A 26,679-nucleotide genomic window follows, 5' to 3' on the forward strand; every position below is an offset into this window, starting at 1 on the left:
CCGCCGTGAACCGGAACACGACGGCGGCCGCCGGGACGCTCGCCGCCCTGGCGGCCGTGGTGCTGCGGCTGGTGACGGGCCCGCCCCACCTGGGCTGGTACCTGGCGGCCTGGGCGCTGTTCGCGGCCGCGCTGTGGCAGACCGCCCGGCTGCCGGAGCGGCGGACGGCCGTCCTGGTCCTGGCCGGCGGGATCACGCTCGCCGCGACCGGCCTGGCCGCCCCGCCGAGCAGCAGCACCGACTCCTTCCGGTACGCCTGGGACGGCCGGGTGCAGGCCGCCGGCATCTCGCCCTACGACCACCCGCCGGCCGACCCGGCGCTCGTCCGGCTGCGCGACGACTGGCTCTTCCCGGCCGCCTGCGACGCCCCGTCCCTGTGGCCCCTGCCCGGCGGCGGTTGCACCCGGATCAACCGCCCCACCGAGCCGACGATCTATCCGCCGGTCGCGCAGGGCTACTTCCTGCTGGTCCACTGGTTGTCGCCGGACGGGGTGCGGCACAAGGCGCTCCAGCTCGGCGGCTTCGCGGCGGCCGTGGCCGTGCTGGCCATCCTGTGCCGGGCGGCGGGGGCCCGGCGGGCGGCGTACTGGGCGTGGTGCCCGGCCGTGCCGGTGGAGGCGGTGAACAACGCGCACGTGGACATGCTGGGCGTGCTGCTGGTGGTGCTGGCCTTCACCGCCGTGCGGGGGCGCGGCGCGCTGCTCGGCGCGGCCGTGGCGGCCAAGCTGCTGCCCGTGACCGCGCTGCCCGGCGCGCTGTCCGGGGTGCTGTCCGGGGGTCCGGGCGGAGGTGTGGCCTGGCGGCGGGTGCTCGGCGTCGTCGGGCCCGCCGGGCTCGTGATCGCGCTGTCCTATCTGCCGTACGTGCTGGTCTCGGGCGCCTCGGTGGCGGGCTACCTGCCGGGGTACCTCAAGGAGGAGCGCTACGACGGGCCCGGCGGCGGGAACCGTTATGCCGTCCTGCGGCTGTTCGTGCCGGACGGGTGGGCGCCCTGGGCCGCGGTCGCGCTGCTCGGCCTGGTCGTCCTGGCCGTCCTGCGGTACGGCGACGCCGACCGGCCCTGGCGCGGCGCGCTGCTGGTCAGCGGCTCCCTCCTGCTGCTGTTCACCCCCGGCTACTCCTGGTACGCGCTGCTCGTCGTCGCCCTGGCCGCGCTGGACGGCCGGTGGGAGTGGCTGGGCGTCGCCCTGGCCGGCGCGGTCGCCTACACCGCCGGCCCGGCGGCCCCGGGCACCCCCGGCACCCCCGCGTACGCCGTGGCCGCCCTCGTCGTGCTGGCCGGCTGGGCCGTACGGCGGTCCCGCGGCGATCACCTGCTGTCATCGGCACGGAAGGACTGAGGAAGCTGAGTCGTCCCACGTTCGAGCATCTGCCGCAGATCGTGCTCATCGCCAAGGAGCCCGTGGCCGGGCGCGTCAAGACCCGGCTGACGCCCCCGTACAGTCCGGCCGAGGCCGCCGCGCTGGCCGAGGCCGCGCTCCGCGACAGCCTGCGCGCCGTCGCCGCGACCCCGGCCGCCCAGCGGGTCCTCGCTCTGGACGGCCTGCCGGGCCGCTGGCTGCCCCCCGGTTTCGTGGTGATCCCGCAACGCGGCGCCGGCCTGGACGAGCGCCTCGCGGCGGCCTTCGCCGACGCCCACCGGCTGCGGCCCGGGCCCGTCGTGCTCATCGGCATGGACACCCCGCAGGTCACGCCCGAGCTGCTGCGCGAGGCCGGGGAGGCGCTGGCCGACCACGACGCGGTGTACGGCCCGGCGGCCGACGGCGGCTTCTGGCTGCTGGGGCTCCGGCGGCCGGACCCGGCGCTGCTGCTCGGGGTGCCCATGTCGCACCCGGAGACCGGCAAGGTCCAGCTCGACCGGCTGGTCCGCGCCGGGCTGGCCGTCCACCACCTGCCCGAGCTGATCGACGTCGACACCGCCACAGCGGCGACCGAGGTGGCCTGCCAGACCCCCACCTCCTGCTTCGCCACCACCCTCAGAACGCTGCACCGATGATCGGGGAGATCTACGCGGCCGCGCTCGCGGGTGAGCGCGCCGAGATCGAGTACCTGGACGGCACCCGCGCCGACCTGGCGGCGGCGCGCTGGTTCACGCCGATCGACGGCGACGAGGAGATCCTGAGCCGCTGCCGCAGCCCCACGCTGGACATCGGCTCCGGCCCCGGCCGGCTCACGGCGGCGCTGACCCGGCGCGGCGTCGCCTCGCTCGGCATCGACGTCACGCCGCACGCCGTCGCCCTGACCCGCCGGGCGGGCGGGTTCGCCCTCCTGCGGGACGTCTTCGACGACGTTCCGGGCACCGGCCAGTGGGCGACGGCGTTGCTCGCCGACGGCAACATCGGCATCGGCGGCGACCCCGCGGCGCTGCTACGGCGGGTCCGGCAGCTCGTACGGCCGGGCGGCACCGTCCTGGCCGAGCTCGCACCGCCGTGGACGCGCAGCCGGGTCGACCGGGTACGGCTGCGCGTGGGCGTGCGCGCCGGGGACTGGTTCGGCTGGGCGACCGTCTCGGCGGCCGACATCGCGCGCCTGGCCGCGAACGCCGGGTTCACGGCCGCCCACTGCCGGCCGACGCACGGCCGCTGGCTGGCCCACCTGCACTGACCTCCAGCCCTCACCGCCCACGTCCCACCGACACCGGCGTCCAACCAGCCGCCGCCCACGACTCACGGGGTCTGGCATCGGGCCAGGCCCCACCGCCCACCGTCTGCGGCCCGGCCGGCACCGGCGTCCGGCCGAGCCGCGGCCGCCCAGGACGTGCCTGGATCAGCGTCCGCTCGGGACGGCCGGTCGGCGTCGCTCAGTCGTCGTCGCCGCCGGTCTTGCCGTGGTCGTCGGCGTCGTTGTCGCCGCCGGTCTTGCCGTGGTCGTCGGCGTCGTCGTCGCTCTTGGCGGTCTGGTCGTTGGTCTGGTCGGTCTTCTGGGCGTCCGTGCTGTCGTCCGAGCGGTCGTCAGCGTGGTCGTCAGCGTGGTCGTCGGTCTCGTCGTCGGTCTCGTCGGCGAGGACGGTGCCCTTGGCGGCGTCCACGGTGATCTCGCGCTCGGTGCCGTCGGCGGCGTCGATGTCGATCTCCCAGACCTGGCCGGCGTCCTCGTTCTCCAGCTCGGCCGAGGTGACCTTGCCGCCCGGCACCTTCTCCAGCGCCGTCTTCTCGGCCTGCTCCCGGGAGACCGCCGGAGCGGGCGCGGACGTGCCGGCAGGGGTGGGGGTGGAGGCGGTGGCGAAGGCGGTGCCGACGCCGGCGGCGAGCACGCCGGCCGTGGCCAGTCCAGCGATGATCATGGGCTTACGCATGCGGAATCACTCCGTCGTTCGGTCGTCGTCCTGACGCCTCCCAGAGTGGCCGCCGGGACGATAGCGACGAACTGCGGGAACCCTAACGTCCGGTTAAGACGCCGAACGCCCTCCGCAACCCCGACGGACCTACTCGTAACGGGCGCGGCGGGCGATCTTCTCGAACCCGAGACCGCCGAAGAGCGCGGCCGAGGCCGGGTTGTTGACGTTGACGTCCAGGAAGACCTGACCGGCGCCGCCCTCGCGCATCCGTCCGAGCGCCGCGACGGCGAGCGCCCGTGCCAGCCCGCGCCGCCGCCACCCGGGCACGGCCCCGACCTGGATCAGGAACTCCTCCGCGCACGCCACGAAGCCGACGGCGACGTCGCCCTCGAACGCCACCAGCGAGCACCCCGGCAGGAACTCGTCATCGACCAGCCAGTCCACCCACTGCTCCCGCGTCCACCCGGGAAAGCCCGGACGGTCCGCGAAGGACGCGGAGTACGCCTGGTGGAAGGCCCCTTCGGTGAGTGGGGACCACTCCTCGACCGTCACCCGCGCCGGCATCGGGACGTCCGGCAGCGGCCGGGTCAGGTCGCACCGGAAGACGTCCTCGGCGAACGCCTGGCGGAAGCCGCGCGCCAGGAAGAGCTCGTGCGCCTGCGGGGTCAGCGACTCGGTCTCCAGCCGCACCTTCCCGGGCTCGGCGGCCAGCCGGTCGAGCAGGCCGGACCCCAGCCCCCGTCCGCGATGGTCGGGGTCGACCAGGCCGGTCGCCGCCGACGTCTCGCCCACCGGCCGCACGGCCCCGCAGGCGACCAGCCGCCCCTCCATGAACGCGCCCACCGCGGTGTCGGTGACGTACCGGCCTTCCAGGAAGGAGGGCGACGCGGTGGCCGGGAGCCCGCCGTCGCGCGCCGCGCACCTGCCGGCCAGCTCGGCGATCGCCGGCAGGTCCGTGGCGGACAGCGCGGCCCATTCGATGGTCACCGTGGTCTCCTTCGCGTGCGGATGATCAAGTATGTCACCACGCGGGCCGCGCCGGACGAGAGCCGGTCAGCCGCTTCGGGGGACGCAGTCGAGGACGACGTTGCCGAGCGGCGTGTGACGCACCCCGGCCACGTCGAGCCCGGCCGCGTCGGCGAGCGTGGTGTAGTCGGCGACGGTGCGCTCCCGGCCGCCGCTGATCACGAGCATGCGCAGGTTCATCTCGGCGAACATGGCCGGGTCGTCGCCGGCGCCGCCCCGGGACTCGATCACGACGACCCGTCCGTGCGGCCCGGCCGCGTCGGCGCAGCGCCGCAGGACGCGCTCGGCGTCGGCGTCGTCCCAGTCGTGGATCACGCGCCTGAGCACGTAGACGTCGCCGCCCGGGGGCAGCGGCTCGAAGAAGCTCTGGCCGGCGAACGCGCACCGCCCGTCCAGCCCGAGCCCGGTCAGGTACCGCCGGCCCCGCTCCAGCGTGTCCGGCAGGTCGACGAGCGTGGCCCGCAGCCCCGGGTGGGCGCTCAGCATCTCGGCGATCAGCGCGCCGGTGCCGCCGCCGACGTCGACCACGTGCCGTACGCCGGACCAGTCGTACCCCTCGGCCGCGTCGGTGAGGTCGTCGGCGCCGGCGGCCATCAGGGCGTCGAACGACTCGCCGACCTGCTGATGGGCGGCGAGATGGTGCCAGATCGGGGCGCCGTGCACGCTCTCCCACGCGGGCCGTCCGGTGCGGACGGTGTGCAGCAGGCCGGTGAACGCGACGTCCATCTGCCCGCCGAAGCCGTCGAGGTCGAGCCGGTCGCGCATCATGGAGGGGTGGCCGGCGGCCAGCAGCGCGGCGGGCTCGTTGACCGCGAACACGCCGGGCTCCCGTTCGGCGTAGACGCCGTGGCAGGACAGGTGGCGCAGCAGCCGGCCCAGGGCGTCGGCGTCGGCGCCCGACCGGCGGGCCAGCTCCTCGACGGGCAGCTCGTCGCCGCCCATCAGATCGGTCAGGCGCAGGGTGGCCGCGACGCGCACGGCCATCGGGGTGACCATGTCCGTGACGGGGGCCAGCACCTCCCACGCCGCCTGCCACGCCGTCGGGTGGACGGTCTCGTCGCCGGTGCCTGTCACGGCCGCAGCCCCCTTCTCCCAAAGGATCAAGGCTCGCCCGCAACCTACCACGCGATCCCGGCCCCGTCCGGTCCCGCGCGAGAAGCCCAGTAGGTCCCGCGCGCAAACCCCAGCCGGCGCGCAAACCCCAGCCGGTCCCATGCGGAAACCCCGGCCCGTCCCGCGCGTACCCCCGGCGCGGGGCGGCCTCCGGGGGTGCGTCAGCCCAGGAGCCTGGAGAACAGGGCCCCGAGACCGAGGCCGCCCAGGAGCGACCTCGGCCGGTCCTGCTCGGTGGTCGCCGCCGACAGGGGCACGTCGGCAGCGGGGCAGGCCGCCGAGGGCCGGCCGGTCAGGACGTCCAGCGTCCTTCTGACGCCGAGCGCGTCGAGCAGCGACACCCGGGACGACGAGCTCGTGACCGACATGCCGTCGTCGCCGGCGCGGATGGTCGCGGTGCCGTCGGTGACGCACGTCTCGGGCCGGTTGACCAGCGCTTCGAGCACCGCCGTGGCTCCCGCGGCGTCCAGCAGGGACGCCGGCTCCGCCTCGGCCGACGACCCGGCGTCCGGCAGCCCGCTCTCCGCCCAGCCGGTCCCCGACGCCCCGATGTCCGACGTGCCGGTGTCCGACGTGCCGGTGACAGACGTGCCGGTGTCCGGCGTGCCGGTGTCCGGCGTGTCGGCGGCCGGGGAGGTGGTGGCCGGGGTGCAGTCCAGGGCGGCGGCGACGAGCGGTTCCAGGATCCGCCGGGCCAGGGTGTCGCCGTCCGCCGCGGCCGGCCCGGCCTCCTCCGTGCCGCTGTCCGGCCTGCTCACCCCGATCTCCCGCTCGACGTCGAGCAGGAAGGCGTCGAGCACGCCGGGGAACTCGGCGGCCTCGGCGAACGACGCGTCCGCCGACCGCGGGAGCGCCCCGGGCCGGTCCGCCGGGCGGACGAGCCCCTGCAGGAACGTCCGCACGGCCGAGGTGTCGAGCAGCGCGCCCGCCGCGACCGAGGGCCCGCCGGTGACCTCCAGCCGGGCGGCGACGCACGGAGCGGCGGCCCTGCTGCCGTCCTCGGCCGCCGCCGGGCCCGCCGCCGTCAGCAGCCCCGTTGCGGCCAGGCCGAGGACGGCGATCGTTCTCTTGCACATGGGTGTCTCCCTGCGACGTTACGTGATCATCCGCAGCGATCATTACCCATTGCAGTGGATCAACTACTCTATGAATGTTTCCAGCCCTCTTTACCCGCCGAACCGCCGAAACCGGGTCACCGCGCATGCTCTACCGTCTGCTGAGCGAGCGACGTCGAGCGGAAGGACCCCCATGAGCCCCCTGAACGGCACCGGCCCGAGCGCCGAGGAGCTGACCGAGCGGGTGCACGCCCTGCTCGCCTCCCCCAGGCCCTGGTCGGTCACCCAGATCGGCGACCCCGTGCTGCGCCGGACCGCCGAGCCGTACGACGGCCAGCTCTCCGACGCCCTCCTGCGCGACCTGCTCGACGCGATGTTCCGGCACCTGCCGGGCGTGGGGGTGGGCCTGGCCGCGCCGCAGGTCGGCATCCCGCTGGCGCTGGCGGTCATCGAGGACCCGGCCGAGCTGCCGCCCGACCTGGCCGCCGAGCGCGAACGCGTTCCGCAGCCGCCCCTGGAGCTGGTCAACCCCGTCGTGACGCCCCTCGGCCCCGGCTTCCGGGCGTTCTACGAGGGGTGTCTCAGCGTGGAGGGGCTGACCGCCGTCGTGCCCAGGCACGCGCGGGTACGGCTGTCGGCCCTCGACGGGGACGGCCGCCCGTACGAGAAGGAGCTGTCCGGCTGGCCGGCCCGCATCGCGCAGCACGAGACCGACCACCTGAACGGCGCGATCTACCTGGACCGCGCCGACCTCCGCTCGTTGTCGACCACCGCCAACCACGAACGGCTCCTGGCCCCCCGCCCCTGACGCCGCCGGGTCACACGCTCCCGGTCACACGCTGCGGATCACCGAGACCACGATCCCCAGCACCACGGCGCGGTCGCCGTCGATGACGTCGTAGCGGGGGTTGCGCGGTTCGAGCAGGACGTGCCCGTCGCGCCGCCGGTAGACCTTCACGGTGGCCTCGCCGTCGATCATGGCGGCGACGATCTGCCCCGAGTGCGCCTCGGGCTGCTGCCGCACCACCACGATGTCGCCGTCGCAGATGGCCGCCTCGACCATCGAGTCGCCGCGCACCCGCAGGCCGAACACGGTGCCGCGGCCGGTGAGGTCGCGGGGCAGGGTCAGGGTGTCGTCGAGGTGCTCGTCGGCGAGGATGGGCGCGCCCGCGGCGATGTCGCCGACCACGGGGACGCTCACCAGCTCGGCGGGCGGCTCGGCCGACGGCGGCCGCAGGAACAGGCGCACGTCGATCGGGCGGGTCATCGTCGCGCCGCGGCTGAGGAAGCCCTGCTCCTCCAGGCTCCTCAGGTGTTTCGAGACCGACGAGGGCGAGCGCAGCCCGACCGCCTGGGCCAGCTCGCGGGTGCTCGGCGGGTATCCGTGTCTGACCACCCAGTCGCGGATCGTGGCCAGGATCCGCTGCTGTCGTTGCGGCAGGGCCGAGACGTTCAGGTGCTCGAACGTGTCATGGTCGTCGTAGGTGGTCACAGGGGAATGCTAGAGGCCGGCCGGCCGGTGCGGTGGCGGCCTCCGGCGGAACGGGCGATCCCGGCCGCGAGGGCGCAGGCCGCCGTGCCCGCCAGGACGAACAGCCCGGTGTCGCCGGCCAGGTACTCGGCCACCACCACGGGCCGGTCGGTGATGACGGCGTGCTCCAGCAGCAGGGCGAACGTCGCGTTGTGCGCGAAGTGGGCCAGCACGGCCGGCCACACGCTGCCGGACATGACCCGCAGGTACCCGAAGAGGAACGAGAACGCGATCACCGACCCGCCGAACAGCGGCAGCACGACGGCCCGCGCGCCCTCGGCGTGGTAGTACGGCGTGAACAGGATGTACGGCAGATGCCAGGCGATCCACACCACCCCGGCGACGAGCATGGACGTGCGCTCCCCCAGCCAGGCGAGCCGGGGCTGCAGGTAGCCCCGCCAGCCGATCTCCTCGGCGAAGGCCAGGATCGGCCCGGTGACGAGCACGGCCGCCACCGACTGCGCCCAGTCGCCCCGCGGCGCGGTGAACCGTCCGAACCCCAGGACGACCGCGCCCGCCGTGGCCAGCAGGCACACCCCGGCGGTGGCGGCGACGGCGGCCGGCCAGGCGCGCAGCCCGGCCCGGCCGAGGCCGAGGCGGCGCAGCCCGTCCCTGGAGAACCCCTCCCGGGTGACGACGAACAGCAGCACCAGCACGGTGAGCAGCGGCGACAGGGCCAGGACGAGCCCCTCCGCGACGCGCGCGGTGCCGGCCGAGACGGCGAGCACGAGGACGATGTAGACGATCGACGTGACGCGGTCGTCGAGCTGTCGGAACACGGGCGGACCTTCCTCCGGGAGCGGGCCCCGCCAAGTGTTCAGGAGCCTGCTCCCGCCGCCCATCGGCCGAAGATCCGAATCGCCGCCCCGCCTCTGCCACCCGGGGACTACGACCACCGGCTGAGAGCCGGTAATCGCGTTGCGCCCGTGCCGGGGCGCGTGTCAGGGTCGTGGCTTCCTGGCAGGCAGTGATGACGGCGCTGGTGGTGCGGTATGAGGTATGCGGGGCTCGCGCTCGCGTTCGGGTCCTCGTCGTGTTTCGCGTTCTCGGGGCCGATGGCCAAGTACCTCGTCGCGGCCGGGCTGACGCCGATCGAGGCCGTGTGGGCGCGGATGGCGGCGGCCGGGCTCCTGCTGCTGGGCGTGCTGGCCGTGGTCCGGCCCGCGGCGTTGCGCATCCCACGGGCCAGGTGGCCGTTCTTCGCGTTGTACGCGGTCGTGGCGGTGGCCGGGGTGCAGTCGCTGTACTTCGCGGCGATCACCCGTCTGCCCGTGGGGGTCGCCCTGCTGCTGGTCTACATGGCCCCGGTCATGGTGGCGGCCTGGGTGCGGCTGGTCCGGAAGGTCCGGCTGCCCCGGGCGGCCTACGCGGGGGCGCTCGTCGCCCTGGCCGGCCTCGGGATCGTCGCCGAGGTCTGGCACGACCTGCGGCTGGACGCGCTGGGCCTGGCCCTCGGCCTGCTGGCCGCGGCCTGCTCCGCCGGATACTTCCTGATGAACGACAGCTTCGGGGACGACGTCGACCCGCTCGGGCTGGTCGCCTGGGGCATGGCGGGCGCGGCCGTGGCGCTGGTCCCGGTCGCCCGCCCGTGGGCGCTGCGGTGGGAGGCGTTCACGACGTCCGCCACTCCCGCGCCCGGCGCCCTGACGCTGCCCGTGCCGGTGGCCTTCGCGTGGATGGTGGCGGTCGCCAGCGTGGTGGCCTACATCCTCGGGGTGAACGCGGTGCGACGGCTGTCGGCCGCCGTGGGCGCCACGGTGGCGTCGCTGGAGGTCATCGGCGGCGCGCTGGCGGCCTGGGGGGTGCTCGGCGAGGGCCTGGGCGGGCTGCAGATCGCGGGCGGCGTGATCGTGCTGTCCGGCGCGCTCCTCGCCCAGACCGCGACCCGCCGCACACGACCATCCCGGGCGACGGGGCTGGACGGCGACAAAGAGGTGACCTCGGGAGCAATGAAGTGCTGACACTACTGTAAGTAGTTAATTCACTACAGCGGGTATTTACAAGGGGAAGCAACGACTGTCCCATCCCCGTCCCGAGGAAGGAGGTGGAGCTTTGCGTGTCCTGATCCAGCTCCGCCCCGCCCGTGAAACCGTCGAAGCCGTCCTCGACCCCGGCGTGACCGCCACGGTCGCCGACGTGGCAGGAGAGCTGCCGGGAATCGTCCTGGACCAGGCGTTCGCGCCGGTGGCCCTGCCGCGCGCGCTGCCCGCCCCGCACTCGGGCGGCCTGCTGTCGTCGCTCAACCGGCCGCTGGGCTTCTCCCTGTCGGCCGAGCACGCCAGCGTGCTCGTGCGCGGCGAGCTCTCCGACGACGACGTGCCGTCCAGGCTGGCGTTGTTGTCGTCGTCCGTACGCGAGGTCGTCGGCGTGTTCGCCGACCCGTCCATCCATCCGAACCTGACCTGCGCCGACACCGGCCCGGTCGGCGACTGGCACGACGTCGAACGGCTGCTGCACGCCTCCGACCTGCGCGCGGCCGGCTACGACGGCCACGGCGTCAACCTGGCGGTGGTGGACGGCGGCGTCAACGCCGACCACGTGAGCACCAAGCTCGGCCGCCAGGTCACCCTGGACGCCGGGCACAGCTGGGCCCCGCCCGGCGTCACGCCCACGCCGGGGCGCTACCCGGTGGAGCACGGCAGCCTGTGCGCCTTCAACACCCAGCTCGCCGCCCCGCGCTCGACGCTGCTCGACATCGCCGTCCTGCAGAGCAGGAAGGGCGCGGTCGAGGGCATGCTGTCCGACGCCGTGGCCGCCTACACCCACCTGCGCGGGCTCCTGGAGGCCATGCCGGCCGAGTCCCGCTCGCTGGTCGTCAGCAACAGCTGGGGCCTGTACAACCCGGAGCAGGACTTCCCGCCCGGCCACCCCGGCAACTACTCCGACAACCCGATGCACCCGTTCAACGTCATGATCTCCAGCCTGGAGCACGCCGGGGCCGACATCGTGTTCGCGGCGGGCAACTGCGGACGCGACTGCCCGGCGGCGAGCTGCGGGTTCACCGACATCGTGGGCGGCAACGGCCATCCGAAGGTGGTCACGGTGGCCGGGGTCGACACCCACGGCGAGCGCGTCGGCTACTCCTCGCAGGGGCCGGCCCGGCTGGGCGACCACAAGCCCGACCTGGCCGCCTACACCCACTACGCCGGCTCCGAGGCCAGCGGTTCCGGCACGCCCGACACCGGCACCTCCACCTCCTGCCCCGTGGTGGCCGGCGTCATCGCCGCCCTGCGCACCCGCCACCCGTCCACCAAATTGTCGCCCGCGCAGCTTCGCACGCTGCTCAACCGCACCGCCGAGGACCGCAGCACGGTCGGCTTCGACCACGACTACGGGTACGGCATCGTCAACCCCGCCGGCGTCCTGGCCGCGCTCCGCTCGCACCGCACCAGGGCCGCCTGAACCGCGACGGCGCCGCGCACCCGTGGGTACGCGGCGCCGCCGTCCGCCGGGGAGGGCCGGTGGACGAAGGGTCAGCCGTGGTTCCAGACCGAGGAGATCCGGTCGTTCCACCCGCTGGGGACGAGGTTCGGGATGTCGGAGAAGGGCGGCACGATCAGCGAGCTGCCGCCGAAGTTGATGTGCTCGTAGTAGCGGACCGTGCAGTTCGTCCCGCCCATGGAGCTGATGACGTCGTTCCAGTCGTGCAGGTGCAGCGGGCCGTGGTGGACGTCGGTCAGGTCGTTGTACGCCTGGCGGGCCGGGCACCAGAACCAGTCGCCGGCGTACTCGACGTGCTCGAACATCTGCACCTCGCCCCGCGTGGCCGGACGCGGGTCGCGCAGCAGCGCCGCGGCCCACAGCGCGCCGTTGACCGCGGTGTCGTCGGTGACCGCCGTCAGGCGCTCGGGGTGGTAGAGGTAGGTCAGCGGGCGGCCGTCGAACCGGGTCAGGTCCGCCGGGTCGTGCTCGACGCCGTCCACGACCACCGCCATGGCGGGCGCGGGGTGGGTGATGGGCGCGTTGGCGAGCGCCGCCGCGGCCCGGGGCCGGGCCAGCGCCCTGGCGGGGTCCGCCGGCACGGGCTTGGCCGAGCGCGGCGCCCTGACCGCCTTGGCGACGAGCTGCTCCAGCGTGGTGATGTCGTGGTCGCGCAGGAGGGCCAGCACGTCGGCCTCCTCCAGGCCCCCGACGTGGTCGGAGAAGTCCAGGAAGCGCTCGACCTGGCGGCGGGCGGGGGTTGAGATCTGGGTCACGGGTGCCTCCCCTTGGTAGTGCTGCGTACTCCCTCATGGTCGGGCGGGGCGGCGGCGCGGGCAGCCCCCCAGTGTTGGGGATGGCGGTCAGGCGGTGAAGGCGGCCATGAGCTCGTCCCGGCCGCTCGCGCCGGTCTTGCGGAAGATCGCTTTGAGGTGGTCGTGCACGGTGTGCCCGGACAGGTCGAGCAGCCGGGCGATCTGCTTCGGCGCGGCTCCGGCGCACAGCAGGTCGAGGACGCCGCGTTCGCGCGGGGTGAGGGCGTACCAGTCGCAGAACGAGGGCAGCAGCAGGCCGCCGGTCGCCGCCTGGATCACCACGGCCACCTCGCCCGTGCCGTCCTCGTCCAGGGTCTGGCCCTCGACGGCGAGCCAGCGGCCGTACCGGGCCGCGGGGGCGCAGATGATCGGCCGTCCGGCGTCCGTGCCGCGCGCGTGCTCGGCGGCGTCGGCGGCCAGGGCGGTGACGAACGTGTCGGCCAGCCAGGCGTGCGGGCCGTGCCGGTCGGGGCGGCGCAGCCGGTCGAGCCACGCGTGGGCCTGCGGCGTCACGGCGCGGACGCCGCGGTCGGGGCCGACGACGATCACCCCGGCGGGCAGGGCGGGCACGGTGGGGGCGAGCGGGGCGGCGGTGACGTACCTGCGCAGCGCGGTCATCAGGGCCGGGGCGAGCAGCGTCGCCCTGCGCCGGTCGTCCTCGGTGAACGGCACGGCGTCGCAGGCGCGGACCAGCCCGAGCAGGCCCCACACGCCGCCGCGCCCGTCACGCAGCAGCAGCCGCAGCTCGCAGGAGGCGCCGCAGGCCGCGAACGCCCGCCGCGCCCCCTCCGCGGCGCCGGCCACCGCGACCGGCACCCGCAGCCGGGCCAGCGACGCGGGCCGGCACGGGTCGCCGTGGGCGCGGCGGTGGGCGAGCAGGGAGACGGCCAGCTCGCGTTCGTAGCGGTGCCAGAAGCTGAACGAGCCCTGCCCGAGCCCGGTCGCCGGGCTGGTGCCGACCAGCCTCAGCGCGTCGTGCGGCAGCAGCGGGGCGATGGCGGCGGACACGGCGGCGCCGACGTGCTCGGCCGCGACGCCCCGGTCCATCAGGGTGCGCACCTCGTGGAGCACGCGGTCCTGGCATGAGCTCACGCGGCCAGGTCAGCACGCCGCACCCCTGCCCGGCAAGCACAGGGTAGTCATTCGGCTACGTCAGGTCACATTCAGCCGCCGCAGCTCGTCCTCGGTCAGTTTCAGGGCCGTCGCCTCCGCCGACGCCCGCACCGACTCCGGCCGGGTGGCGCCCGGGATGGGGACGACGTGCTCGGAGTGGGCCAGGTGCCAGGCCAGGCAGACCTGCTGCGGGGTGCGGCCGCGTTCCTCGGCCACCTCGTGGAAGGGGGTGCGGGGCGGGGCGGCGCCGGGGCCGTCCAGGGCGCTGCGGGCGATGCCGCCGAGAGGGCTCCACGGCAGGAAGGCGATGCCGAGGCGGTCGCACAGCCGCAGCTCGGGCAGGCTGTCGCGGTGTTGAGGGCTGTAGCGGTTCTGCACGGAGACCAGGGAGTCACCGAGGACGGCCCTGGCCTCGTGGATCTGCTCGCAGGTCACGTTGGAGACGCCGGCCGCGCGGATGAGGCCCACGTCGAGGAGGTCGCGCAGCGCGCCCACCGACTCCGCCCACGGGACGTCCGGGTCGGGCTTGTGCAGCTGGTAGAGGCCGATCGCCTCGACGCGCAGGCGGCGCAGGGAGCCCTCGCAGGCGGCCCTGAGGCGGTCGGGACGGCCGTCGACCGTCCAGGAGCCGTCGCCGGGACGGCCGCGCCCGCCCTTCGTGGCGACCAGCACGCCGGAGGCGTCGCCGGACCAGGTGGCCAGCGCCTCGGCGACGAGCTCCTCGTTGTGGCCGCGCTCGCCGGCGTGCCAGTGGTAGGAGTCGGCCGTGTCGATGAGGGTGAGGCCGGCGTCGAGGGCGGCGTGCACGGTGGCGATCGCGCGGACGCGGTCCGGACGGCCCTCGATGGACAGCGGCATGGCGCCCAGGCCGACGGCGCCGACCTCGGCGGTTCCGATGCGGCGGGTGATCATGGTCGGTCAGCCTTCCGGGAGGAGGTCGGCGACGGCTCGCGGCAGCCAGGCCGCGACGTCGGTGAACGTGAAGCCGAGCGCGGCGGCCCGGCCGGCGTCGATGGCGTAGGAGCGGTCGAAGGAGAACGGCGAGGCGGGCTCGCCGCCGGTCACCACGCGGTGGACGGGCGCCGGCGAGCCGGTCGCGGCGGCGACGGCCGCGCACAGGCCGGTGACGGTCAGCGTGTCGGGCGAGGCGGCGTTGAGCGCGCCGGTGACGTCGGTGCCCGTCGCCGCCCAGTGCAGGAACGCGGCGATCTCCGCGTGGTGGACGAACGACGTGGGGGCCGGGTCGCGGTGCACGGCGACCGGCAGCCCGGCGCGTACGCGGTCCACGTAGTGGCGCAGCCGTCCGGTGAAGTCGGCGTCCCCGCCGCCGAGCACGTGGGCGCTGCGCACGGCGAGGAACGGGAAGGCCGGGTCCCGGGCGAACACGGCCTCGGCCTGGCGTTTGCCCTCCGCGTACGCGGCCGCCTCGCCGAGCACCCGGGACAGGGCGTCCGGCGATCCCCACGGCAGGCCGCGGTCCACCGGCCAGGACGCGGCCTCGACCGTCTCCTCGCGGACCGGGGCCGCGGCCGGGGGCAGCAGGGACGGCGAGGTGGCCGGGTCGTAGACCTCCATGGTGGAGGTCATCACGTAGCGGGCGGTGCGGCCGGCGAAGACCCGGCGGGCGACGTCGGCGTGCGAGGGCGTGTAGCAGACCTGGTCCACGACGGCGTCGAAGGTCCGGCCGTCCAGGGCGCGGGCGAGGGCCGCCGCGTCCGCCCGGTCGGCGACGACGTGCTCGGCCCCGGTCGGCGGCGCGGCCGAGCCCCGGTTGACCACGGTCACGCGGTCCCCGCCGGTCAGCAGCAGGCGGATCAGGCGGCGGCCAAAGTAGCGGTTGCCGCCGATGACGCAGATGTGTCGCATGCGGCCAAGACTGGCCCGGGCGGCGTCAGCAGTGGTAGTGGTGACTTGCTGGCCTCGTGTTAAGGAGAACTGTTGATCGACGCCCATCGGCTCAGGGTGCTGCGGGAGGTGGCCGCGCACGGCAGCTTCAACCGGGCGGCGGCCGCGATGCTGCTCACGCCGTCCGCCGTCTCGCAGCAGATCGCCGCGCTGGAACGGCAGCTCGGCACCCCGGTCGTCACCCGCAGCACCCGCGGCGTGGCCCTCACCGAGCCGGGCCGGCTGCTGGTGGAGACGGCCGAGACGATCGCGGCCGAGCTGCGGCACGCCCGGGAGCGGATCGACGAGCTGGCCTCGGGGCGCCGGCGGCTGACCGTGGCCACCTTCACCAGCGGCGGCCGCGCGTTGCTGCCCGGCGTGCTGGCGCGGTTCGTCGCCGCCCATCCCGACGTCGCGACGAACGTGGTCGAGCGGGAACCGGAGGACAGCCTGCCGCTGGTCCGGCGCGGCGAGGCGGACCTGGCCATCGCCTACCACTTCGACGGGCCGCTGCCGGTGCTGCCCGGCGACCGCACGGGGCTGGCCTGGACGCCGCTGGCCGAGGACCCGCTGTCGGTGGCGCTGCCGGCCGCCCATCCGCTGGCCGGCCGGGCGTCGCTGGACCTGACCGAGCTGGCCGAGCAGCCGTGGGTGATCGGCTGCTCCAAGACCGAGGCGTTCCTGCGGGGGTACGCCGCCGCGGCCGGGTTCGAGCTGCGGGTCAGCGGCTCCACCACCGACTACCACCTGGCGCAGGCGCTCACGGCGGCCGGGCTGGGCGTCAGCCTGGTGCCGTCCATCTGCCTGGCGCGCGACACGCCCGGCCTGGCCGTCGTGCCGCTGAACCCGCCGCGCCCGGCCCGCTACCTCGGGATCGCCACCGCCCCGCGGCGCGACCACCCGCTGGTGCCGACGCTGGTCGAGTGGCTGCGCGAGGAGGCCGCGGCACTGGGACGGCAGCGGACCGATCCTGTCCGCCGGTGATGTCACAGTGTCCCGGGGAACCTTTCCCGCACCGAACGGAGTGATTCATATGAGCCGCCATGTCCAGATCACCTTCGACGCCCACGACCCGAAGGCGCTGTCGACGTTCTGGCGTGACGCGCTGGGCTACGTCCACCCCGGCCCGCCCGGGGTCGAGCTGCCGCAGGGCGCCGACCCGCTGGCCGCCTGGGACGACTTCCTGGCCGGGATGGGCGTCCCCGAGGAGGAGCGCGACACGCGGTCGGCCATCGAGGACCCCGAGGGCCGGGGCCCCCGGGTGTTCTTCCAGCGGGTGCCGGAGGGCAGGACCGCCAAGAACCGCGTGCACCTCGACGTCCGGGCGGCTCCCGGGCTGCGCGGCGAGGAGCGGATGGCGGCGCTGGAGGCCGAGTGCGAGCGGCTGGTCGGGCTGGGCGCGACGCGGGTGCGGCGACACGAGCCCGAGCCCCCGTTCGCCGCCGGCCACATCGTGATGACCGACCCCGAGGGCAACGAGTTCTGCCTCGACTGACCATCCAGGGCATCTACCGGCGTAAACAGCTACCCGGACCTCTTCGAGGGCACGACCAGGGCACTCGGCCCATCATCCGTGCCCTCATAGAAGATGTCATGGATTAGTCGGAAGCGGGCGGATCGGGTGAGGGAGCCTACCCGGCGGTCAGGCCGAAAGCTGGGCAACATCGTCTTGACGAGGCCGGGCGCCTCGACGGCATGAAGCTGCGCGAACACGTCGACCGTGCGGCAGACGCGTGGGACGCCACCCTTGCTGCCGCTCCCCCATCCGCGGCTCCTTTCATGGCGCATACAGAGAGCACGCTCGGTCATCCCGGAGATCGAATGGCAAGGTCCACCCAGCCTCCAGCAGTGACGTGGCACACGCCGGGTACCTGGACGAAGGTCAGGACTTGGTGAACGTCCATCGGCCGTCCGCTTGAATCGTCACCAGGAGCGTGCCGTCGGGCAGTAGCACTTCGCCCCGGTAGGAGCCGATCTCGTTGATCAGCCCTTCCCCTGACCCTTCACTGTAGGAGTGCACGATGAAGTTGCTGCTCCCTGAGTGATTGACCTTCACCGTGGTCAGGCCCGAACTGGCCGGCGACAACAGCAGCACGTCGTCACCGCGCCCTGACACGCGTGCGTTCGTCCACTGGCGGGCCATGACGAGCGGCTTGAGCGTCAGCGTCCATGCCCCATCGGCCTTGATCTTGAAGCCGCGCAGCACCTTCCCGTTTTCCTCGTTCACGAGGATCGTGCCTCGGTAGTTGCCGATCTCGTTCACGATCGTCGCCTGCTCGGCGCCGCCCGGGTCGAGCGGGTTGACGATGAAGTTCGACGTCCCCTGATGTGTGAGCGTCGCCAACAGGATGTCCTCGGTTTCCCTCACCTTGATCACTTTGTCGCCGACACCGCGATATGTGCGCGGCTTCACCGCCGTCGGTGTCGGCGATGGCGTCGGAGTTGCGTCCGCCGGCGTCTCCGAGTCAGCGGCCGGTTCCTGGCTCTCTGCGGTGGCCGGCGTATGCTCCGCGACCGTCAGCCGTTCCCGGCCCCTTTCGGATGCTCCTCCGAGTGCGGCGCCGATGACTCCGATCACGATCAGGAAGACGACTATCCCGCCCACGATGCCGGCGGCCACCTTGAGGCCTGTGTAGTTGTTCTTTCTGCGGTGCGGCGGTGGTTGAGGCGGAGGGAAGCCGTAGCCGCCGGGTCCGTACGGCGGTCCTGGTGGGCCCTGGGGCGGGTAGCCGCCGCGGGGAGAACCTTGCGGCGGACCGTACTGGTACGACATCGCGACTCCTACGGAAGGTGACCAGAGGGAGACGCATGAGTAGCTGCCGTGGTTGGCGTGGCAAGGTCACACGTCTGTTGCGTTGGATATGAATTCACCTCTGAGGGACGGACCCCTCACGGCACCCGTCAGCGCACAGCCCGCAATACATTTCTCAGCGCCAACAACTACAGTCCTCTACGATCGGCGCTCAGCCGGCCGTCGATCCCAGGAGTCCTCATGCCATCCGGTGCCAATGAGCCGATGTGGACGGATGTTCTTGCAGCCGTGGGGGGCTTGATAACAGGCGTGATCTCGCTGATTGCTCTAGGAGTGGCGATTTACGCAGCATCCAAGGCTCGAAGCCAGGCTGTTGGCACGATGCAGCAAGCCGCATCAGCACATGAGCAGCTCGAGCTTGCGGAGAAGGTGCGCCGTGAGCAGCTGGAGCCGCATATCGTGGTGGACATTCTCCCGTCACCCCATGTCAGCAGCGTCCTCATTCTCGTCATTGAGAACATCGGCTCGACCGTCGCCAGAAACGTCCGCATTGCCTTCGACAAGCCGATTGAACGTGCGGTGGAGGACAACCCCAACCAGCACAAGCTGAGCGAGCACCGCATCTTCACCGAGGGAATCCCGCATATGCCGCCGCGCCGCCGCATCGAGCTGCTATTCGACTACGGCCCTGACCGCTTCGAGCACGCCTTGCCGATGGCCTACACCGTCTCAGTGGACGCGGAGTGGGCTGGCGGGCGTATAGACACTCTGACATATCTGATCGACCTCTCGGTCTACTACAACGTCAATTACCTCAGGGTGAAGAACCTGCATGATGGTGTGGAGATGCTCGGGGAGGTCAAAAAGCAACTCGAACTCATGAATAGGCACGCCGCCCAGCACGCCAGTTCGCTCACGCTTGCCGACCCCACCCTTCGTCTCGGCGAGTTGTGCCGCGCCATCCCGTCCTGCTTGGCCGCTGCTTTCAAGCGACGCGCATCGGCCGGGCGCAACGCCATCAACCGCATGTGAGCTCGGTGGTAGTTTGCTGCGGCTGCCACCATGCCTTCAGCCTGCACCACGCCTTGCTCGAACACCTCAGCCATCCAGTAGTCGATCGACATCGGCGATGCCCGGCCGGTTGGGCGCAGTCCGCTCCGATTTGTTGAGGGTGCGCGCCCAGGAGATGTCGGCAGCGATCTGATGCAGCGCCGAGCAGCGTTCCCCGGCGGTCACAGGCCACCTCTCCGAATCCGCCCGCGCTTGAGGCTGCCTCGCATGTTCTGTCCTACTCCTGCCTCTCCCGCCTTCTCTGGGGTCGGGCCTTCCCACTCGAGCGTGCGACGCCGAATCTCCACCGAGTGCGCCTTCACGGCCGCGGCGGGCATGCCTTCCTCGCGCAGGCGTGCCTTCCAGTAGTCGAGAGGTCGAAAGCTGCCTAGGTGACGGGTGGGCCGCCGTAGGGCGGTTGAGGGCTCAGTCGTCGGCGCACCTGCATGGCACGATGACCAGCGTGCCCGCTTCGATGTGGGTCACCTTCTTCGAGCCGAGGCAGAAGCGGCACTTCAGCGTCTCGGCGATCCACGGGTCGGACCATACGTTGTGCTGGCAGGCCGGCGGCGGCCCGTCCGGGGGCGGTTCCGCGCCGCGCCCGGCGGGCTCGTTCTCGCCGCCCACCTGGCCGAGGCCGCCGCAGTGCGCAGGCTGTCTGTCGCCTGACGGATCTGGTTGCGCTCACCTCAGTCGCGGGGGGAAAGCAGAAGGCGAGTGCTGCGAGAATGGCCGCATGGCCAAGCTGACCGGAGCTCAGATCGCACAGGAGGGGCCGGCGGGGTGGGCGTACCTGCTCGGCAGCCTGCACACCCGACTCCACACCGGCACGTTCGCCGCCGGGCTCGCGCTCGTCGACGCCATCGGGGCGGTGGCCGAGGAGATGGACCACCATCCCGACCTCGACCTGCGCTACACCCATGTCGACGTCCGGCTGTCCAGTCACGACGCGGGCGGCGTCACCGAGCGCGACCTGCGGCTGGCGCGCGCGGTCACGACGCTCGCCGCCGACGCCGGGGTGCGCCTCGACCCGGCGTCCGTCTCGGTGCTCGAACTCGGCCTCGACACCCCCGCGCGGGACACGGTCCGGCCGTTCTGGGCGGCGGTGCTGGCGGTGCCCGCCGACGACCGGGGCGAGCTGCAGGACCCGGCCGGCGCGCTGCCGGGCGTGTGGTTCCAGCCGTCCGGCGACGAGGAGCCCCGCCAGCGCTGGCACTTCGACGTGTGGGTGGAGCCCGCGCAGGTCCAGCCCCGGATCGACGCGGCGCTGGCGGCGGGCGGGCGGCTGGTGCGCGCCGACGGGGCGCCGCGGTTCTGGGTGCTGGCCGACCCCGAGGGCAACCACGTCTGCCTGTGCACCTGGCAGGAGCGCGACTGAGCCGCGGCGGCGGCCAGTGGGGCCCGTCGGGCAGCCCGGCGCGTGGTCAGCAGGACCCGTCGGGCAGCCCGGCGCGTGGTCAGCGAGGCCCGTCGGGCAGCCCGGCGCGTGCCTGGGCGAGCAGTTCGCGGGTGCGCGGCAGGCCGGCCAGGCGGGTGGCCAGCGCGTCCAGCGTGACGGCCAGCACCCCGGCCGGCACGCCGCGCGCCGTCAGCACGTGCGCCATCCAGCTGACGAAGGACGTGAACAGGCCGGGGTCGTCGACGTAGGCGGCGGCCTTGAGATAGTCGACGACGTAGGCGACGTCCTCGGCGGTGTGGCCGGTGGGCTCCTCGCCCGCGGTGACGGGCACGTGCTCGTCCAGCTCCTGCATGACGCCCCTGACCAGCTCGGGGGCCCGGTCGGTGAGCGCCGTGTACTCGGGGCCGGCCAGGTGCGGCGGCCGTCCGGGGCTCAGCCCGGTCGCGGCCCGGCGCGGCGGCGGCCCGGCGTCGAGCAGGTCGGCGGCGGCCCGCGCGTCGGGCGCCCAGGCGTCGGCCCCGAGCAGACGGGCGTAGCGGCCGTCGGGCCCGAAGGCGGCGCCGCCGACGAGCACGGGCGCGCCCGCCGCCTGGCAGGCGCTGATGGCCGCGTGCGCGGCGGGCAGCCGGGTGGCGATCGACCCGGACAGCGCGACCGCGGCCGGGGCGGTCCTGTGCACGTGCACGACCAGGTGCGCGGTCGGTACGTGCGCGCCCAGGTAGTCCACCTGCCAGCCGCGCAGCCGGAGCACCTCGGCCAGCAGCCGGGCCGGGAAGGTGTGCCACTCGCCGTCCACGCACGCCACGCTCACCCGCCCCCTGGCCGGGCCGGTGCGGTGGCCGCGCGCGCCCGGCTCGTGGGCCAGCACGGCCAGCACCCGCTCGTGGACGGCGGTCGCCGTGTGCTCCTGGGCGACGGTGAGCCGGTTGGCCGCCCAGTCCAGGCCCACGCGGGCCTGCGCGACGGCGACGACGTCCAGGAGCATGGTCTCCAGGGGCACGCCGGCGTCGAGACCGGCCCGCGCGGCGTCGATCGCGCCGTACTCGTCGCCGGACGTCGCCGCCGTCCGCAGCGCCTCGACGCAGCGCTCGATCTCCTCCCGCGGGCCGGGGGCGCTCACGCCGGAAGACCTCCGTCCGGGCCGTCGGGGGCGCCGGGGGCGTCGGGGGCTTCGCGCGGCGCGCCGATGGCGACGATGGCGATGTCGTCGCGCTCCCGCTCGCCCGCCCACTGGGAGGCGAGCATCTGGACGCGTTCGGCCAGCGCGGCGGCCGGCATGCCGGCGCACTGCCGCAGCTCCTCGCGCAGCCGGTCGTCGCCGAACATCTCGTCGCCCAGCGGGCCTCCCCTGGCCTCGATGACGCCGTCGCTGTAGAGCAGGCACGTCTCGCCGGGGGCCAGGAGCACCGTCTCGGTGACGCTGGTGATCTGGTCGAGCAGGCCGATCAGGGTGCCGCGGGTGCGGGCGTCCTCCACCCGGCCGTCATTGCGGACGATCATCGGCGGCGGATGGCCGGCGCTGGTCAGCCGCAGCTCCAGCCGGTGGCCGCGGCGCTCGACCCCGGCCAGCACCAGCGTGACGTAACGCGGGCTGGGGCCGGCGAGCAGCACCTCGTTGAGCCGTTCCAGCACGCGCTGGTGGTCGTCGGCCAGCGGCAGCAGGGCGCGCAGCGTGTTGCGGATCTTGCCGGTCAGCACGGCGGCCTCCAGCCCCTTGCCGGAGACGTCGCCGAGCACCACCAGCGCCGCCCCGCCCGATCCGGCGACCGGGTGCACGTCGTAGAAGTCCCCGCCGACCAGCGCGCCGTGGCCCGCCGCCCGGTAGCGGGCCGCCACGTCGGCGACGTCGAGGTACGGCGTCATCGGCGGCAGCAGGTCGGCCATCAGCGTCTCGGCGATGGCCCCCTGCTCGGCGTACACGCGGGCGATGGAGATCGCGGTGCCGGCCCGGGCCACGAACAGCCGGGCGAACGCCTCCTCGGCGGCGGAGAAGCCGGCCGAGGAGCGCAGCAGGATCAGCGCGCCCGCGGGCAGGCCGTAGCCGGGCAGCGAGATCACCACCACGGAACGCGTGTCGTCCCGCCCCTCGCCCAGCACCCAGCCGGGCGCCTGCCCGGGGTCCACCCAGCGGGCGGGCACCGGCGGGAAGGCCCGCAGCGCCTCGGCCAGCCCCGGCATGGAGCGCGGGTCGATGTCCAGGTTCCGGCGCACGGCCGCGCCGCCGGCCTCGTGGTAGGCGACCTCGTAGCGGCGCGGGCCCAGCGGCACGACGGCCCGGGCGGCGTGGGCGAGGTGCCGCACGGCCAGGCGGGCGACCGCCTCCAGGCAGCGGTCGAGGTTGAGCGAGGACAGCAGCTCGGTGGCCGCCGCCACCATGGACGCGGCCGAGTCCCGCTCGCCTCGCAGCACCTCCATGGCCCGTTCCGACGCGGTGACGTCGACCAGCCACCAGGTGACGCGGTCGCGCCCGGCGCGCACGGGATGGGCCTCGAACACCCGCTCCCCGACCGGCCCTCGGACGGGCTCCGGCATGCTCCCGGCGTCGGGTGACGCGGCCAGGCGGGCGCACAGGTCGTGGTGGGCGCGGGCCAGCCAGTCCGGCGCGATCCGCGCCGCGTCGCCCAGCAGCGACCGGGCGGCGGCGTTCGCCCGCTCGACGGCGCCCGACGCGTCGGCGACCAGCATCGGGTACGGCGTGTCCTCCCCCAGCATGCCGATCGCGCCCCGTTCGTGAACACCTACGAGATTTTCACTCTACTGACGTGACCTGCACGGCTTTCCCGACGCCGAATCGTCTTTGTCGCATTTTTAGCCGCGTTACCTTCGGCGCACGCTCCCGGCCCCCGTCTGCGGACGCGTGTGCCGGAGCGGTGGCCGGGTGGTCTACCGTCTGATCGTGCTCGCCTCACACCATGTCCCCCGCCCGGCCGCGCACGGCGGGGGCGCGCCATGAGAAACCTGCGGCTGACGGGCGCCTTCCTGTCCCGGTTCCACCATCCGGCGCAGGTCATCGCGACCGGGTTCGCGGCCCTCATCCTGACCGGCACGGCCCTGCTGACCTCGCCCATGGCCACGGCCACGGGCGAGTCGGCCGGCTGGCTGACCGCGCTGTTCACCGCGACGTCCGCGGCCTGCGTGACCGGCCTGGTCGTGGTGGACACCGCCACCCACTGGTCGGTGGCCGGGGAGGTGGTGATCGCCATGCTGGCCCAGGTAGGCGGGCTGGGCATCATGACGATGGCGACGCTGTTCACCGTCCTGGTCGCGGGCCGGCTGGGGCTGCGCGCCCGCATGTTCGCCCAGGCCGAGACCAAGACGCTGAGCATGTCCGACGTCCGGCGCGTGGTGCGCAACGTGGTCATCTTCAGCCTCGTCTCCGAGCTGATCGTCGGCGCCGTGCTCACCGCGCGCTTCGTCACGGGTTACGGCGAGCCGCTGGGCCGGGCGATGTACCTGGGCTGGTTCCACGCGGTGTCGGCGTTCAACAACGCCGGGTTCGCGCTGTGGCCGGACAATCTGATGCGCTTCGTCACCGACGCGTGGATCTGCCTGCCGATCGCGTTCGCGGTGATCGTGGGCGGGCTGGGCTTCCCGGTGGTGTTCGAGCTGGCCCGCGCCTGGCGCCGGCCCAGCCGGTGGTCGGTGCTCACCCGGGTCACCGTCGGGGTGACGCTCGTCCTGCTCGCGGTGGGGACGCTGGTCTTCCTGGTGACCGAGTGGCGCAACCCCAGGACGCTCGGCGGGCTCGACGACTCCGGCAAGCTGCTGGCCGCGTTCTTCACCGGGGTCATGCCGCGGTCGGGCGGGTTCAACAGCCTCGACATCGGCCAGCTCTACCCGAGCAGCCTGCTCGCCACCGACCTGTTGATGTTCATCGGCGGCGGCAGCGCCGGCACGGCGGGCGGCATCAAGGTCACCACGTTCGGGCTGCTGGCGTTCATCATCTGGGCCGAGCTGCGGGGCGAGCCCCGGGTGAACATCGGCCACCGGCGCCTGGCCGAGTCCGCGCAGCGCCAGGTCATCTCGATCACCATGATCGGCGTCGTGCTGGTCGCCGTCTCCACCTACCTGCTGCTCGCCCTCACGCCCCACAGCCTGGACCAGGTGCTGTTCGAGGTGGTCTCGGCGTTCGGCACGAACGGGCTGTCCACCGGCATCACCGCCGACGCCACGCCCGCCGGGCACCTGCTGCTGGCGGCGCTGATGTTCATCGGGCGCATCGGCCCGCTCACGCTGGGTTCCGCGCTCGCCCTGAAGGAGCGCACCCGTCGCTACGAACTACCCGAGGAACGTGTCATCGTTGGCTGACAAGAAGACAGACCCCGTCGTGGTCATCGGCCTGGGCCGGTTCGGCACCTCGCTCGCCCTGGAGCTCACCCGGCGCGGCACCGAGGTCCTGGCCATCGACAACCGGCCGAAGGTCGCCCAGAGCCTGGCCGGGCAGATCACGCACATCGCCACCGCCGACTCCACCGACCTGGAGACGCTGCGGCAGCTCGGCGTGCCCGACTTCTACCGGGCGGTGGTGGCCATCGGCGGCGACCTGGAGGCCAGCATCCTGACCACGTCGCTGCTGATCGAGCTGGAGATCGACGACATCTGGGCCAAGGCCGTCAGCCGCCAGCACGGCCGGATCCTCGGACGCATCGGCGCCCATCACGTCGTCTTCCCCGAGCACGACATGGGCGAACGGGTGGCCCACATGGTGACCGGCCGGATGCTGGACTTCATGCAGGTGGACGAGAACTTCGCGATGGCCAAGACCCGGCCGCCCAAGGAGTACATCGGGGTGCCGCTCGGCCGGTCCAACCTGCGCCGCAAGCACGGCGTCACCGTGGTGGCGGTCAAGAGCGCGGAGGAGGAGTTCACCTACGCCGGTTCCGACACCGAGCTGGGGTACGGCGACGTGATCATCGTCTCCGGCCGCACCGAGGACGTCGAACGCTTCGCCGACCTCACCTAGCCGGAGGGTCGTCGGCGGGGCCCAACGCGGCGGGCCGATGTTGGCCGGGGCGACAGGCCCGTCCGGGTCGTGCTTGACGATGATGGGCGGTCCGTCCGACCGGAGGCAGCCACCATGACACCACGTCGTACCCCGTCCGACCGGGCCCGCGAGGCCGCGATGATCGCCGACATCGAGCGGCTCGTACGCTGCGAGTCGCCGTCCGGCGACCTGGCCGCGATCGCCCGCAGCGCCACGGCCGTCGCCGAGCTGGGCGCCGCCCACCTGGGGGCCGAGGCGGAGCGCGTCGTCATCGACGGGTGCACCCACCTGCGGTGGCGGTTCGGCGGCGAGCCCAGGGTGCTGCTGCTCGGCCACCACGACACGGTGTGGCCGGTCGGCTCGCTGGAGCGGCACCCGTTCGAGGTGCGCGACGGGGTGCTGCGCGGGCCGGGCTGCTTCGACATGAAGGCCGGGCTGGTGATGGCCTTCCACGCGCTGGCGGCGCTGGACGACCTGGACGGCGTGACCGTGCTGGTCACCGGCGACGAGGAGCCCGGGTCGCCCACCTCGCGGCGGCTGGTCGAGGACGAGGCCCGCGGCTGCGCGGCGGCGCTGGTCCTGGAGGCCGCCGGTCCCGGCGGGGCGCTCAAGACCGAGCGCAAGGGCGTCTCCCGGTACGAGGTGCTGGTGCGGGGCCGGGCCGCGCACGCCGGGCTGGAGCCCGAACGCGGCGTGAACGCGACGGTCGAGGTGACCCACCAGGTCGCGGCCGTGGCGGCGCTGGCCGATCCCGCGCTGGGCACGACCGTCACCCCGACCCGCCTGGAGTCGGGCACCACGGTCAACACGGTGCCCGCGCGGGCCCGCTTCGACGTGGACGTACGGGTGAGGGACGCCCGCGAGCAGGACCGGGTGGACGCGGCGATGCGCGGGCTGCGTCCGGTGCTGCCCGGCGCGGACGTCACGGTCGGCGGCGGGCCCAACCGGCCGCCGCTCCCCGCGTCGGCGTCGAAGGACCTGTTCGAGCGGGCGTGCCGGCTCGCCGGCGCCCTCGGGATCGGCCCGCTGACCTCGGTCGCCGTGGGCGGGGCCTCCGACGGCAACTTCACCGCCGGGACGGGCACCCCCACCCTGGACGGCCTGGGCGCGGTCGGCGGCGGCGCGCACGCCGACGACGAGCACGTGCTGGTCGCGGAGCTGCCGGGCCGCACCCGGCTGCTGACGGCCCTGGTGGCCGACCTGCTGGCCGCAGCGCGGTGACCGCCCCTCACAAGGGGGCCCTGGACGCTGTTGTCCGGG

At 73.8% G+C, this 26,679-nt stretch carries 28 protein-coding genes; 13 read left to right on the forward strand and 15 right to left on the reverse strand.

All coding sequences use genetic code 11. From position 1 onward, the window contains the following. The first annotated feature begins 5 nt into the window (after positions 1-5). The 3 genes from ACWEJ6_RS31025 to ACWEJ6_RS31035 are packed head-to-tail and all read left to right on the forward strand — an operon-like array spanning position 6 to position 2,604. The gene (locus ACWEJ6_RS31025; protein ID WP_452428315.1) at positions 6-1,340 is read left to right on the forward strand and encodes a glycosyltransferase 87 family protein; all 1,335 of its coding nucleotides are present in this window, start codon (positions 6-8) and stop codon (positions 1,338-1,340) included. A 41-nt stretch (positions 1,341-1,381) separates the two neighbouring features. Further along, complete coding sequence (locus tag ACWEJ6_RS31030) at positions 1,382-1,996, forward strand: TIGR04282 family arsenosugar biosynthesis glycosyltransferase (RefSeq protein ID WP_452428317.1); 615 nt, start codon at positions 1,382-1,384, stop codon at positions 1,994-1,996. Next, a complete protein-coding gene (locus ACWEJ6_RS31035; protein ID WP_397164050.1) occupies positions 1,993-2,604 on the forward strand; it encodes a class I SAM-dependent methyltransferase in 612 nt (203 codons plus the stop codon). The genes ACWEJ6_RS31030 and ACWEJ6_RS31035 overlap by 4 nt, the downstream gene beginning before the upstream one ends. A 196-nt stretch (positions 2,605-2,800) precedes the next feature. On the opposite strand, the gene ACWEJ6_RS31040 is transcribed toward ACWEJ6_RS31035, so the two are convergent. The 4 genes from ACWEJ6_RS31040 to ACWEJ6_RS31055 all read right to left on the reverse strand — a co-directional run bounded on the left by ACWEJ6_RS31040 (position 2,801) and on the right by ACWEJ6_RS31055 (position 6,492). Further along, a complete protein-coding gene (locus tag ACWEJ6_RS31040; protein WP_452428319.1) occupies positions 2,801-3,295 on the reverse strand; it encodes a PepSY domain-containing protein in 495 nt (164 codons plus the stop codon). Positions 3,296-3,424: 129 nt separating this feature from the next. Further along, positions 3,425-4,264, reverse strand: a complete 840-nt coding sequence (locus ACWEJ6_RS31045; RefSeq protein WP_452428321.1) for a GNAT family N-acetyltransferase — start codon at positions 4,262-4,264, stop codon at positions 3,425-3,427. A 66-nt stretch (positions 4,265-4,330) separates the two neighbouring features. After that, positions 4,331-5,377 carry a methyltransferase gene (locus ACWEJ6_RS31050; protein ID WP_452428323.1) on the reverse strand — a complete coding sequence of 349 codons (1,047 nt, stop codon included), beginning with the start codon at positions 5,375-5,377 and terminating at the stop codon, positions 4,331-4,333. A 200-nt stretch (positions 5,378-5,577) separates the two neighbouring features. Further along, positions 5,578-6,492 carry a hypothetical protein gene (locus ACWEJ6_RS31055; protein ID WP_452428325.1) on the reverse strand — a complete coding sequence of 305 codons (915 nt, stop codon included), beginning with the start codon at positions 6,490-6,492 and terminating at the stop codon, positions 5,578-5,580. A 172-nt stretch (positions 6,493-6,664) separates the two neighbouring features. Between ACWEJ6_RS31055 and ACWEJ6_RS31060 the strand changes: the two genes are divergently transcribed. After that, on the forward strand, positions 6,665-7,279 hold the full coding sequence (locus tag ACWEJ6_RS31060) for a peptide deformylase (protein ID WP_387670134.1): 615 nt from the start codon (positions 6,665-6,667) through the stop codon (positions 7,277-7,279). Between the two features lie 24 nt (positions 7,280-7,303). On the opposite strand, the gene lexA is transcribed toward ACWEJ6_RS31060, so the two are convergent. Together lexA and ACWEJ6_RS31070 are read right to left on the reverse strand one after the other, a co-directional pair. After that, on the reverse strand, positions 7,304-7,963 hold the full coding sequence (gene lexA / locus ACWEJ6_RS31065; RefSeq protein ID WP_397164039.1) for a transcriptional repressor LexA: 660 nt from the start codon (positions 7,961-7,963) through the stop codon (positions 7,304-7,306). Then, positions 7,960-8,781, reverse strand: coding sequence for a CPBP family intramembrane glutamic endopeptidase (locus ACWEJ6_RS31070; RefSeq protein WP_452428328.1), 822 nt, complete (start codon positions 8,779-8,781; stop codon positions 7,960-7,962). Before ACWEJ6_RS31070 ends, lexA begins: the two co-directional genes overlap by 4 nt. Positions 8,782-8,994: 213 nt before the next feature. On the opposite strand from ACWEJ6_RS31070, the gene ACWEJ6_RS31075 reads away from it, so the two are divergent. Continuing rightward, a complete protein-coding gene (locus ACWEJ6_RS31075) occupies positions 8,995-9,963 on the forward strand; it encodes an EamA family transporter (protein ID WP_452428330.1) in 969 nt (322 codons plus the stop codon). A gap of 91 nt (positions 9,964-10,054) precedes the next feature. After that, positions 10,055-11,404, forward strand: a complete 1,350-nt coding sequence (locus ACWEJ6_RS31080) for a S8 family peptidase (RefSeq protein WP_452428332.1) — start codon at positions 10,055-10,057, stop codon at positions 11,402-11,404. A 71-nt stretch (positions 11,405-11,475) separates the two neighbouring features. Here the strand turns inward: ACWEJ6_RS31080 and ACWEJ6_RS31085 are convergent, their stop codons facing one another. The 4 genes from ACWEJ6_RS31085 to ACWEJ6_RS31100 all read right to left on the reverse strand — a co-directional run bounded on the left by ACWEJ6_RS31085 (position 11,476) and on the right by ACWEJ6_RS31100 (position 15,216). Beyond that, complete coding sequence (locus tag ACWEJ6_RS31085; RefSeq protein ID WP_387670144.1) at positions 11,476-12,198, reverse strand: hypothetical protein; 723 nt, start codon at positions 12,196-12,198, stop codon at positions 11,476-11,478. 87 nt (positions 12,199-12,285) lie between these two features. Continuing rightward, positions 12,286-13,329 carry a response regulator transcription factor gene (locus ACWEJ6_RS31090; protein WP_452428334.1) on the reverse strand — a complete coding sequence of 348 codons (1,044 nt, stop codon included), beginning with the start codon at positions 13,327-13,329 and terminating at the stop codon, positions 12,286-12,288. A gap of 60 nt (positions 13,330-13,389) precedes the next feature. Further along, positions 13,390-14,262, reverse strand: a complete 873-nt coding sequence (locus tag ACWEJ6_RS31095; protein WP_452428336.1) for an aldo/keto reductase — start codon at positions 14,260-14,262, stop codon at positions 13,390-13,392. A 6-nt stretch (positions 14,263-14,268) separates the two neighbouring features. Further along, positions 14,269-15,216, reverse strand: a complete 948-nt coding sequence (locus tag ACWEJ6_RS31100; protein WP_452428338.1) for an NAD-dependent epimerase/dehydratase family protein — start codon at positions 15,214-15,216, stop codon at positions 14,269-14,271. A 72-nt stretch (positions 15,217-15,288) separates the two neighbouring features. Between ACWEJ6_RS31100 and ACWEJ6_RS31105 the strand changes: the two genes are divergently transcribed. Both ACWEJ6_RS31105 and ACWEJ6_RS31110 read left to right on the forward strand, forming a co-directional pair. Continuing rightward, complete coding sequence (locus ACWEJ6_RS31105; RefSeq protein WP_387670152.1) at positions 15,289-16,218, forward strand: LysR family transcriptional regulator; 930 nt, start codon at positions 15,289-15,291, stop codon at positions 16,216-16,218. 49 nt (positions 16,219-16,267) lie between these two features. Continuing rightward, the gene (locus ACWEJ6_RS31110; RefSeq protein WP_452428340.1) at positions 16,268-16,729 is read left to right on the forward strand and encodes a VOC family protein; all 462 of its coding nucleotides are present in this window, start codon (positions 16,268-16,270) and stop codon (positions 16,727-16,729) included. 387 nt (positions 16,730-17,116) lie between these two features. On the opposite strand, the gene ACWEJ6_RS31115 is transcribed toward ACWEJ6_RS31110, so the two are convergent. Then, the gene (locus ACWEJ6_RS31115; protein ID WP_452428342.1) at positions 17,117-18,007 is read right to left on the reverse strand and encodes a hypothetical protein; all 891 of its coding nucleotides are present in this window, start codon (positions 18,005-18,007) and stop codon (positions 17,117-17,119) included. Between the two features lie 219 nt (positions 18,008-18,226). Between ACWEJ6_RS31115 and ACWEJ6_RS31120 the strand changes: the two genes are divergently transcribed. Next, positions 18,227-19,018, forward strand: a complete 792-nt coding sequence (locus tag ACWEJ6_RS31120) for a hypothetical protein (protein ID WP_452428344.1) — start codon at positions 18,227-18,229, stop codon at positions 19,016-19,018. 66 nt (positions 19,019-19,084) lie between these two features. On the opposite strand, the gene ACWEJ6_RS31125 is transcribed toward ACWEJ6_RS31120, so the two are convergent. Further along, a complete protein-coding gene (locus ACWEJ6_RS31125) occupies positions 19,085-19,222 on the reverse strand; it encodes a hypothetical protein (protein ID WP_452428346.1) in 138 nt (45 codons plus the stop codon). 240 nt (positions 19,223-19,462) lie between these two features. Continuing rightward, positions 19,463-19,663, reverse strand: a complete 201-nt coding sequence (locus ACWEJ6_RS31130; protein ID WP_452428348.1) for a hypothetical protein — start codon at positions 19,661-19,663, stop codon at positions 19,463-19,465. A 109-nt stretch (positions 19,664-19,772) separates the two neighbouring features. Between ACWEJ6_RS31130 and ACWEJ6_RS31135 the strand changes: the two genes are divergently transcribed. After that, a complete protein-coding gene (locus tag ACWEJ6_RS31135; RefSeq protein WP_452428350.1) occupies positions 19,773-20,414 on the forward strand; it encodes a 4a-hydroxytetrahydrobiopterin dehydratase in 642 nt (213 codons plus the stop codon). A gap of 79 nt (positions 20,415-20,493) precedes the next feature. Here the strand turns inward: ACWEJ6_RS31135 and ACWEJ6_RS31140 are convergent, their stop codons facing one another. Then, positions 20,494-21,555 carry a cobalamin B12-binding domain-containing protein gene (locus ACWEJ6_RS31140; RefSeq protein ID WP_452428352.1) on the reverse strand — a complete coding sequence of 354 codons (1,062 nt, stop codon included), beginning with the start codon at positions 21,553-21,555 and terminating at the stop codon, positions 20,494-20,496. After that, positions 21,552-23,147, reverse strand: a complete 1,596-nt coding sequence (locus ACWEJ6_RS31145; RefSeq protein WP_452428354.1) for a PP2C family protein-serine/threonine phosphatase — start codon at positions 23,145-23,147, stop codon at positions 21,552-21,554. The genes ACWEJ6_RS31140 and ACWEJ6_RS31145 overlap by 4 nt, the downstream gene beginning before the upstream one ends. 237 nt (positions 23,148-23,384) lie before the next feature. Here ACWEJ6_RS31145 and ACWEJ6_RS31150 point away from each other — a divergent pair, with 237 nt between their 5' ends. From ACWEJ6_RS31150 to ACWEJ6_RS31160, 3 genes are all read left to right on the forward strand, one after another. After that, the gene (locus ACWEJ6_RS31150; RefSeq protein ID WP_449923071.1) at positions 23,385-24,743 is read left to right on the forward strand and encodes a TrkH family potassium uptake protein; all 1,359 of its coding nucleotides are present in this window, start codon (positions 23,385-23,387) and stop codon (positions 24,741-24,743) included. Then, positions 24,736-25,398: a potassium channel family protein gene (locus tag ACWEJ6_RS31155; RefSeq protein ID WP_352326306.1), complete on the forward strand. Its 663-nt coding sequence runs from the start codon at positions 24,736-24,738 to the stop codon at positions 25,396-25,398. The genes ACWEJ6_RS31150 and ACWEJ6_RS31155 overlap by 8 nt, the downstream gene beginning before the upstream one ends. A gap of 114 nt (positions 25,399-25,512) precedes the next feature. Continuing rightward, positions 25,513-26,640 (forward strand): M20 family metallopeptidase, encoded by a 1,128-nt coding sequence (locus ACWEJ6_RS31160; RefSeq protein ID WP_452428357.1) that lies wholly within the window; start codon positions 25,513-25,515, stop codon positions 26,638-26,640. Positions 26,641-26,679 lie beyond the last annotated feature (39 nt).

The organism is Nonomuraea sp. NPDC004702 (genome assembly GCF_053601695.1).

Bases quoted from the DNA above. Each gene is read 5' to 3' on its own strand.
- ACWEJ6_RS31035 (WP_397164050.1), top strand. From the start codon at position 1,993: ATGATCGGGGAGATCTACGCGGCCGCGCTCGCGGGTGAGCGCGCCGAG.
- ACWEJ6_RS31040 (WP_452428319.1), bottom strand. From the start codon at position 3,295: ATGCGTAAGCCCATGATCATCGCTGGACTGGCCACGGCCGGCGTGCTC.
- ACWEJ6_RS31055 (WP_452428325.1), bottom strand. From the start codon at position 6,492: ATGTGCAAGAGAACGATCGCCGTCCTCGGCCTGGCCGCAACGGGGCTG.
- ACWEJ6_RS31060 (WP_387670134.1), top strand. From the start codon at position 6,665: ATGAGCCCCCTGAACGGCACCGGCCCGAGCGCCGAGGAGCTGACCGAG.
- ACWEJ6_RS31075 (WP_452428330.1), top strand. From the start codon at position 8,995: ATGAGGTATGCGGGGCTCGCGCTCGCGTTCGGGTCCTCGTCGTGTTTC.
- ACWEJ6_RS31095 (WP_452428336.1), bottom strand. From the start codon at position 14,262: ATGATCACCCGCCGCATCGGAACCGCCGAGGTCGGCGCCGTCGGCCTG.
- ACWEJ6_RS31100 (WP_452428338.1), bottom strand. From the start codon at position 15,216: ATGCGACACATCTGCGTCATCGGCGGCAACCGCTACTTTGGCCGCCGC.
- ACWEJ6_RS31110 (WP_452428340.1), top strand. From the start codon at position 16,268: ATGAGCCGCCATGTCCAGATCACCTTCGACGCCCACGACCCGAAGGCG.
- ACWEJ6_RS31115 (WP_452428342.1), bottom strand. From the start codon at position 18,007: ATGTCGTACCAGTACGGTCCGCCGCAAGGTTCTCCCCGCGGCGGCTAC.
- ACWEJ6_RS31120 (WP_452428344.1), top strand. From the start codon at position 18,227: ATGCCATCCGGTGCCAATGAGCCGATGTGGACGGATGTTCTTGCAGCC.
- ACWEJ6_RS31135 (WP_452428350.1), top strand. From the start codon at position 19,773: ATGGCCAAGCTGACCGGAGCTCAGATCGCACAGGAGGGGCCGGCGGGG.
- ACWEJ6_RS31145 (WP_452428354.1), bottom strand. From the start codon at position 23,147: ATGCTGGGGGAGGACACGCCGTACCCGATGCTGGTCGCCGACGCGTCG.
- ACWEJ6_RS31150 (WP_449923071.1), top strand. From the start codon at position 23,385: ATGAGAAACCTGCGGCTGACGGGCGCCTTCCTGTCCCGGTTCCACCAT.
- ACWEJ6_RS31160 (WP_452428357.1), top strand. From the start codon at position 25,513: ATGACACCACGTCGTACCCCGTCCGACCGGGCCCGCGAGGCCGCGATG.